The 7,517-nt window shown below is 64.1% G+C and carries 5 protein-coding genes; 2 read left to right on the plus strand and 3 right to left on the minus strand.

Annotated features, from left to right (window positions below):
- The 3 genes from preA to hydA all read right to left on the minus strand — a co-directional run.
- Positions 1-729 (minus strand): NAD-dependent dihydropyrimidine dehydrogenase subunit PreA (preA, locus tag BLX41_RS35475; protein WP_259744944.1); only part of this gene is annotated, 729 nt, incomplete at its 3' end.
- Positions 730-2,097, minus strand: coding sequence for an NAD(P)-dependent oxidoreductase (locus BLX41_RS15910; protein WP_185073600.1), 1,368 nt, complete (start codon positions 2,095-2,097; stop codon positions 730-732).
- Positions 2,098-2,316: 219 nt separating this feature from the next.
- Positions 2,317-3,756, minus strand: coding sequence for a dihydropyrimidinase (gene hydA, locus BLX41_RS15915; protein ID WP_072442236.1), 1,440 nt, complete (start codon positions 3,754-3,756; stop codon positions 2,317-2,319).
- A 622-nt stretch (positions 3,757-4,378) separates the two neighbouring features.
- Between hydA and BLX41_RS15920 the strand changes: the two genes are divergently transcribed.
- Both BLX41_RS15920 and BLX41_RS15925 read left to right on the plus strand, forming a co-directional pair.
- Positions 4,379-5,866, plus strand: coding sequence for an NCS1 family nucleobase:cation symporter-1 (locus BLX41_RS15920; protein ID WP_123725686.1), 1,488 nt, complete (start codon positions 4,379-4,381; stop codon positions 5,864-5,866).
- Positions 5,867-6,084: 218 nt separating this feature from the next.
- Complete coding sequence (locus tag BLX41_RS15925; protein WP_123725687.1) at positions 6,085-7,362, plus strand: Zn-dependent hydrolase; 1,278 nt, start codon at positions 6,085-6,087, stop codon at positions 7,360-7,362.
- Positions 7,363-7,517 lie beyond the last annotated feature (155 nt).

The following is a 7,517-nucleotide window of genomic DNA, read 5'->3' on the forward strand; positions in this document are numbered from 1 at the left end:
CACCATGTTCAGGGCAATCGGCTTGACCGCCGAACCGCAGTAGCCGCCGTGGGTGCTCTGGCTGCCCACCATGGGGTGGGCCACCATGCGCTCCAGGTCGACGCTGGTGATGGAGTTGATGGTGTTGATCAGCGACACCGCGTCCGCCCCGCCACGATGGGCGGCGCGGGCGGCGGTGCGAATGTCGGTGATGTTCGGCGTCAGTTTGACGATCACCGGCAGCGAGCAATAAGTCTTGCACCAGCGGGTCACCTGCTCGACATACTCCGGCACCTGGCCCACCGCCGCGCCCATACCCCGTTCCGGCATGCCATGGGGGCAACCGAAGTTCAGTTCGATGCCGTCGCAACCGGTGGCTTCCACCAGGGGCAGGATGGCTTTCCACGACTCTTGGACACAGGGCACCATCAGCGACACGATCAAGGCGCGGTCCGGCCAGTCCTTCTTCACCTGGGTGATTTCCTTGAGGTTGATCTCCAGGGAACGGTCGGTGATCAGCTCGATGTTGTTGATGCCCATGACTTCGCGGTTCGGTCCGAAATGCGCGGAATAACGGGACGAGACGTTGACCGCCGCCGGGTCCTCACCCAGGGTTTTCCAGACCACACCACCCCAGCCGGCCTCGAACGCGCGGACCACGTTGTAGGCCTTATCGGTGGGCGGCGCGGAGGCCAGCCAGAACGGATTGGGGGCTTTGATACCGGCGAAGACAATCGAGAGATCGGCCATTTACGCAGCCTCCACATTGAGCATGAGTTGGGCATGCATGGCTTCTGCGGCCAGCTTGCCGTGTTGCACCGCCTGCACGGTCAGGTCCTGGCCGAGGCTGACGCAGTCGCCGCCGGCATAGACTCCGGGAATGCTGGTGCGCAGTTGTTCGTCCACCTGGATGCGTTCGCCGCTGCGTTGCAGCTCCCGGGCCAGCGGGTCGCTCAGCGCTGTAGCGTCGAAGCTCTGGCCGATGGCCTTGAAGATCGCATCGGCCGCCAGTTCGAAGGTGTCGCCGGTGGTTTGCAGGCGGCCTTCCACCATGCGGGTACGGGCGAAGCGCATGCCGCGTACCCGGCCCCGGTCATCCAGCAGCACTTCTTGCGGCGCGGCCCAGGTCAGCAGGCGCACCTGATTGGCCTTGGCGATGTCCTGTTCATGCTCGGTGGCGCCCATGTCCTCGACGCCCCGGCGGTACACCAGGTTGACGTCACTGGCACCCAGGCGCGCCATTTGCACCGCCATGTCGATGGCGGTGTTGCCGGCGCCGAGAACGATGCAGCGCTCGGCCAGGGGCAGTTGGCTGAGGTCGTCGGTCTGGCGCAATTCGCGAATGTAGTCGGTGGCGGCCAGCAACCCGGGGGCGTCTTCATGCTCCAGCCCCAGTTGCTTGCTGGCGGCCAGCCCGAGGCCGAGGAACACCGCGTCGAACTGCTGGTGCAGCTCGGTCAGGCTCAGGTTGGCGCCCAGCTTGTGCCCGTGGCGGATCTCGATGCCGCCAACGCCCAGTAGAAACTCCAGCTCCCGCTGAGCGAAGTCATCCACCAGCTTGTACTTGGCGATCCCGTATTCGTTGAGGCCGCCGGCCTTGTCCCGGGCTTCGAAAATCACCACTTCATGGCCGTGCAGGGCGCAGCGGTGGGCGCAGGACAAACCCGCCGGGCCGGCGCCGACCACGGCAATGCGCTTGCCGGTGGGCGCGGCGCGCTGGAACGGGTGCTGGGTGAAGTGCGCGTTGTCCAGGGCATAGCGCTGCAACAGGCCGATCAGCACCGGTGCGCACTCCTGGGCGTTGTTGCGCACGCAGGCCTGCTGGCAGAGGATCTCGGTGGGGCAGACCCGGGCGCAGCTGCCGCCGAGGATATTGGCCGAGAGAATCTTCTGCGCCGCACCCTGGACGTTGTCGGTGTGGATATTGCGGATGAACGAAGGAATGTCGATCTCGCTGGGGCAGGCGTTGACGCAGGGCGCGTCGTAGCAATACAGGCAGCGCGAAGCTTCCAGATGGGCCTGGCGGCCGTTGAGCGGCGGCGCCAGGTCGCTGAAGTGGCCGGCCAGGGTGGCGTTGTCCAGGGTCGGGTGGGGCAAGTGGTTCAAGGTCTTGATCACGGTTTTGGCCTCACGGTTCGTTTCTTGGTTGCCTCTGACGGGCATTTTCTATAGCTGGGATCACCCATATCCGTAGGAGCCGGCTTGCCGGCGAATAGGCCTTTGACTCTTACAAGGGATTTGCGGGCGCCTTCGCTGGCAAGCCAGCTCCTACAGGGGGCATGGGTTTCTGTAGGAGCGAGCTTGCTCGCGATAGGGGGGCAACGCCCCCCCCCGGTCTCAGCGTTTAACCGCCGTCGGCTTGTGCCGCTCGGCGCGCTTGCTCAAGAGGTCGAACACCGCCGGGTAGGCCGGGCGCTCGATGTAGCGCCCGGCGCCGCGTTCGGCCCGCAGGTCGCCGTCGGCCCACACCAGCTTGCCCTGGCTGATGGTGTGGCTGGGCACGCCGCGCACGGTCTTGCCTTCGAAGATGTTGAAGTCCACCTGCTGGTGGTGGGTCTTGGCGGAGATGGTCCGCGTGCCTTGCGGGTCCCAGAGCACCAGGTCGGCGTCGGCGCCGACGCGGATCGCGCCCTTGCGCGGGTAGAGGTTGAAGATCTTCGCGGTGTTGGTGGAGGTCAGGGCGACGAATTCCTGCATCGACAGGCGCCCGCTGTTCACCCCTTCATCCCAGAGCACGGCCATGCGGTCCTCGATGCCGGCGGTGCCGTTGGGGATCTTGCTGAAGTCGTCGCGGCCGGCGGCTTTCTGTTCGGCGCAGAAGCAGCAGTGGTCGGTGGCGGTGGTGTGCAGGTTGCCCGATTGCAGGCCGCGCCACAGGGCCTCCTGATGGCCACGGGGGCGGAAGGGCGGGCTCATCACGTAGCCGGCGGCGGTCTGCCAGTCCGGGTCGCGGTACACGCTGTCGTCCAGCAGCAGGTGCCCGGCCAGCACTTCACCGTAGACCGGCTGGCCCTTGCCCCGGGCATAGCTGATTTCGTCCAGGGCTTCCTGGGTCGAGACGTGCACCAGGTACAGCGGCGTGCCCAGGGTCTCGGCGATGCGAATGGCCCGGCTGGCGGCTTCGCCTTCGACTTGCGAGGGCCGCGACAACGGGTGGGCTTCCGGCCCGGTAATGCCTTGGGCCAGCAGCTTGCGTTGCAGGTGATACACCAGCTCGCCGTTTTCAGCGTGCACCGTGGGTACTGCCCCCAGTTCCAGGCAGCGCTCGAAGCTCGCCACCAGGGTGTCGTCGGCGGCCATGATGGCGTTCTTGTAGGCCATGAAGTGCTTGAAGCTGTTGATGCCGTGGTGCTGCACCAGCTCGGCCATTTCCTCGCGCACCTGCTCGCTCCACCAGGTAATGGCCACGTGGAAGCCGTAGTCGCTGGCGGATTTTTCCGCCCAGCCGCGCCACTGCTGGAAGGCCTCCAGCAACGACTGCTGGGGGTTGGGAATCACGAAGTCGATGATCGAGGTGGTGCCCCCCGCCAGGCCCGCCGCCGTGCCGCTGAAGAAGTCTTCGCTGGCCACGGTGCCCATGAAGGGCAGCTGCATGTGGGTATGGGGGTCGATGCCGCCGGGCATCAAGTATTGGCCGCTGCCATCGAGCACTTCGCAACCGACGGGAATATCCAGATTGTTGCCGATGGCGCGAATTAGACCGTCTGCGCAGAGCACATCGGCTTTATAACTTTCATCATGGGTAATAACGGTGGCGCCACGGATCAACAGAGACATTCCGAGTTCCTCGCAGGCATGACCGACTGCTGTCGGTTCTAACTTTTTTATTGAACGCACTGATAACTTAAACAATCCTGTCATCGGTGACAGGATTAGAAGCTAGTCGCACTTCAAAGAAACATCAAGAATATTTTTTATAAGCTTATATTCAATATAACTTGTTAAAATATAACGATTAAAAGTTCAAATCTGCAAAATGGTGCAGCCTCTCACCATTTTGACGCACTTGACAGGATCAAAAAATAGTCGAGATTTCCTATGTCAAATCAGCTGCTTGAGGAGGCGCTGGGAAGACCAGGAAATAACTAGAAAAATAACCGTGCACTGCTTTGGGTCCTGATCGAGTGGACAACTTGCCAAACACCCGGCCTGAGTGGATTGGCAACTAACCAGGGGCTTGAAAGTTGCTTGCATAAAACCCAATGACATCAGTTGTTTACATGGATTCCGCCAGCCGTGCAGCAACGACCGCGCAAGTACTTGGCACCTTTATTGAGTGCCGCCGCAGATCGCTGGCCAGGAGGGTGGAAGTCGTAAGTTCTCCGGCCATCGTCCGGCGTGCGAGCCCTTCGCCTGCCGGCCTGATGAGCAAAATAATCAGAACAACAGTGGAGCGGCCATGCAACAGATCAGATCCCAGGTGACCGAGCGCGCCGGCTTGTACGAGCTGGACGCCGGCAGCGACGTACTCGACAGCCCCCGTTACAACCACGACATAGCACCGACCAAGGTCCAGGAGCGCACCTGGAACAAATGGCACATCACCGCACTGTGGATCGGCATGTCGATCTGCGTGCCCACTTACACCCTCGGCGGGGTGCTCACTGCCTACTTCGGCCTCAGTGTCGGCGAGGCGCTGCTGGCGATCCTGCTGGCCAATATCGTGGTGCTGGTGCCCCTGACCCTCAACGCCTTTGCCGGCACCAAGTACGGCATTCCGTTCCCGGTGCTGCTGCGCTCCTCGTTCGGCATCATCGGCTCCAACGTGCCGTGCCTGATCCGCGCCCTGGTGGCCTGCGGCTGGTTCGGCATCCAGACGATGTTCGGCGGGCTGGCGATCCACCTGTTCCTGGGCTCGATCTTCGAGGGCTGGAAGGCCCTGGGCGGCACCGGTGAGGTGATCGGCTTCATGATCTTCTGGACCCTCAACCTGTGGGTGGTGCTGCGCGGCGCCGAGTCGATCAAGTGGCTGGAAACATTGTCCGCGCCGCTGCTGGTGGCGGTGGGCATCGGGCTGCTGGTGTGGGCCTTGCCCAGCGTGTCGCTGACTGAGCTGTTGGCGATCCCGCCCAAGCGTCCCGAGGGCGCCAGCGTCACCGGTTACTTCATGGCCGGGCTCACGGCGATGGTGGGTTTCTGGGCCACCCTGTCGCTGAACATTCCCGACTTCAGCCGCTACGCGAAAAGCCAGAAGGACCAGATCCTCGGGCAGATCTTCGGCCTGCCGCTGACCATGTTCCTGTTCGCCGCCCTGGGGGTGGTGATGACCGCCGCCTCGGTGAAACTGGTGGGGGTCACCGTCTCCGACCCGGTGAGCCTGATCGGCCACATCCAGAGCCCGGGCTGGGTGGCCCTGGCCATGGCGTTGATCATCATCGCCACCTTGTCCACCAACACCGCGGCCAACATCGTCTCGCCCACCAACGACTTCCAGAACCTCGCGCCCAAGCTGATCGGCCGCACCACCGCGGTGATCCTTACCGGCCTGGTGGGGCTGGCGCTGATGGGCCACGAGTTGCTGAAAAAACTCGGCCTGCTGATTTCCGACGTCAGCCTGGAGACCGTGTATTCCAACTGGCTGCTGGGTTACTCCAGCCTGCTGGGGCCGATTGCCGGGATCATGGTGGTGGACTACTTCATCATCAAGCAACAGCGCCTGGACCTGGCCGGCCTGTACCGCGACGATGTCTACCCGGCGTGGAACTGGCACGGTTTCATCGCCTTCGGCGTACCGGTGGCCCTGACCCTGATGTCCCTGGGCAGCAGCGCCTTCAACTGGTTCTACAGCTACGGCTGGTTCACCGGCTCGGCCCTGGGCGGGTTGATCTACTACGGCCTGTGCAGCTGGCGCAGCCCCCGGGTGGCGACCGCCAAGACCCCAACATGAACACCCAGCCACCGCGCTCGCGGGCACCACCCCCGTCCCGTAGGAGCTGGCTTGCCAGCGAAGGCGTCGGCACGGGCGACGCACATCTTGCGGGCCCCTTCGCCGGCAAGCGCAACGCCGCCCGGCCGGCTCCTACCGATTGTTGCTAGGCCGTTATCCCGGGTGATTGCGCCACGCATCCCCCGACAAAATCAGAAGAAACGCCTGAGGAAATCACCATGAACGCTGCCGTCGAGGTTCTGCAATCCAGCCATCAGCACATCAACCGCGACCGCCTGTGGCGGTCGCTCATGGAACTGGCCAGGCTTGGCGCCACGGTCAAGGGCGGCGTCTGCCGTTTGGCCCTGACCGACCTCGACCGCCAGGCCCGGGATCTGTTCGTGCAATGGTGCGAGGAGGCCGGTTGCGCGGTCACGGTGGATGGCATCGGCAACATCTTCGCCCGCCGCCCCGGGCGCAATCCGCACCTGCCACCGGTGATGACCGGCAGCCATATCGACACCCAGCCCACCGGTGGCAAGTTCGATGGCTGTTTTGGTGTGCTGGCCGGGGTGGAAGTGCTGCGTACCCTCAACGAACTCAAGCTGGAAACCGAGGCGCCCCTGGAAGTGGTGGTGTGGACCAACGAAGAAGGCTCGCGCTTTCCGCCGTGCATGATGGGCTCCGGGGTGTTCGCCGAGAAATTCACCCTGCAAGACACCCTGGCCAAGACCGACGTCGATGGCATCAGCGTCGGCGAGGCCCTGAATGCCATCGGCTATGCCGGCACGCGCCCGGTCAGCGGGCATCCGGTGGGCGCCTATTTCGAGGCGCACATCGAGCAAGGCCCGATCCTGGAAGATGAGCGCAAGACCATAGGCGTGGTGCTCGGCGCCCTGGGGCAGAAGTGGTTCGACCTCAAGCTGCGGGGTGTCGAAGCCCATGCCGGCCCGACCCCCATGCACCTGCGCAAGGACGCCCTGGTGGGCGCTGCTGCCGTGGTGGCCGCGGTCAACCGCGCAGCCCTCGGCCACCAGCCTCACGCCTGTGGCACCGTCGGCTGCCTGCAAGCCTACCCGGGCTCGCGCAACGTGATTCCGGGCGAGGTGCGCATGACCCTGGACTTCCGCCACCTGGAGCCGGCGCGTCTGGACTCGATGATTGCCGAGGTGCGCCAGGTGATCGACAACACCTGCGAAGAACACGGCCTGAGCTTCGAACTGACCCCCACTGCGGACTTCCCGCCGCTGTACTTCGACCCGGTGTGCGTCGATGCGGTGCGCGGTGCCGCGCAGGGTTTGGGGTTGTCCCACATGGACATCGTCAGCGGTGCCGGGCATGACGCGATCTTCGTCGCCGAGCTGGGCCCGGCGGGGATGATCTTCGTGCCTTGCGAAGGTGGCATCAGCCACAACGAAATCGAGAATGCCGACCCTGACGACCTCGCCGCCGGCTGCGCGGTGCTGCTGCGCGCCATGCTCGCCGCCTCCCAGGCCATCGCCCAGCGCCAAGCGTAGGAGCCGGCTTGCCGGCGAAAGGGCCCGCAAGATGTGCATCGCCAGTGCTGACGCCTTCGCTGGCAAGCCAGCTCCTACAGGGGGCTTATGGTGGTTTCACGAATCCGCCCACACCACCATCCCCGTAGGAGCCGGCTTGCCGGCGAAAGGGCCCG

The organism is Pseudomonas protegens, assembly GCF_003732485.1.
In the GTDB taxonomy this organism is placed as follows: Bacteria; Pseudomonadota; Gammaproteobacteria; order Pseudomonadales; family Pseudomonadaceae; genus Aquipseudomonas; species Aquipseudomonas protegens_B.

Excerpts from the sequence above, each read along its gene's own strand:
- hydA (WP_072442236.1), bottom strand. The coding sequence starts at position 3,756 with ATGTCTCTGTTGATCCGTGGCGCCACCGTTATTACCCATGATGAAAGT.
- BLX41_RS15920 (WP_123725686.1), top strand. The coding sequence starts at position 4,379 with ATGCAACAGATCAGATCCCAGGTGACCGAGCGCGCCGGCTTGTACGAG.
- BLX41_RS15925 (WP_123725687.1), top strand. The coding sequence starts at position 6,085 with ATGAACGCTGCCGTCGAGGTTCTGCAATCCAGCCATCAGCACATCAAC.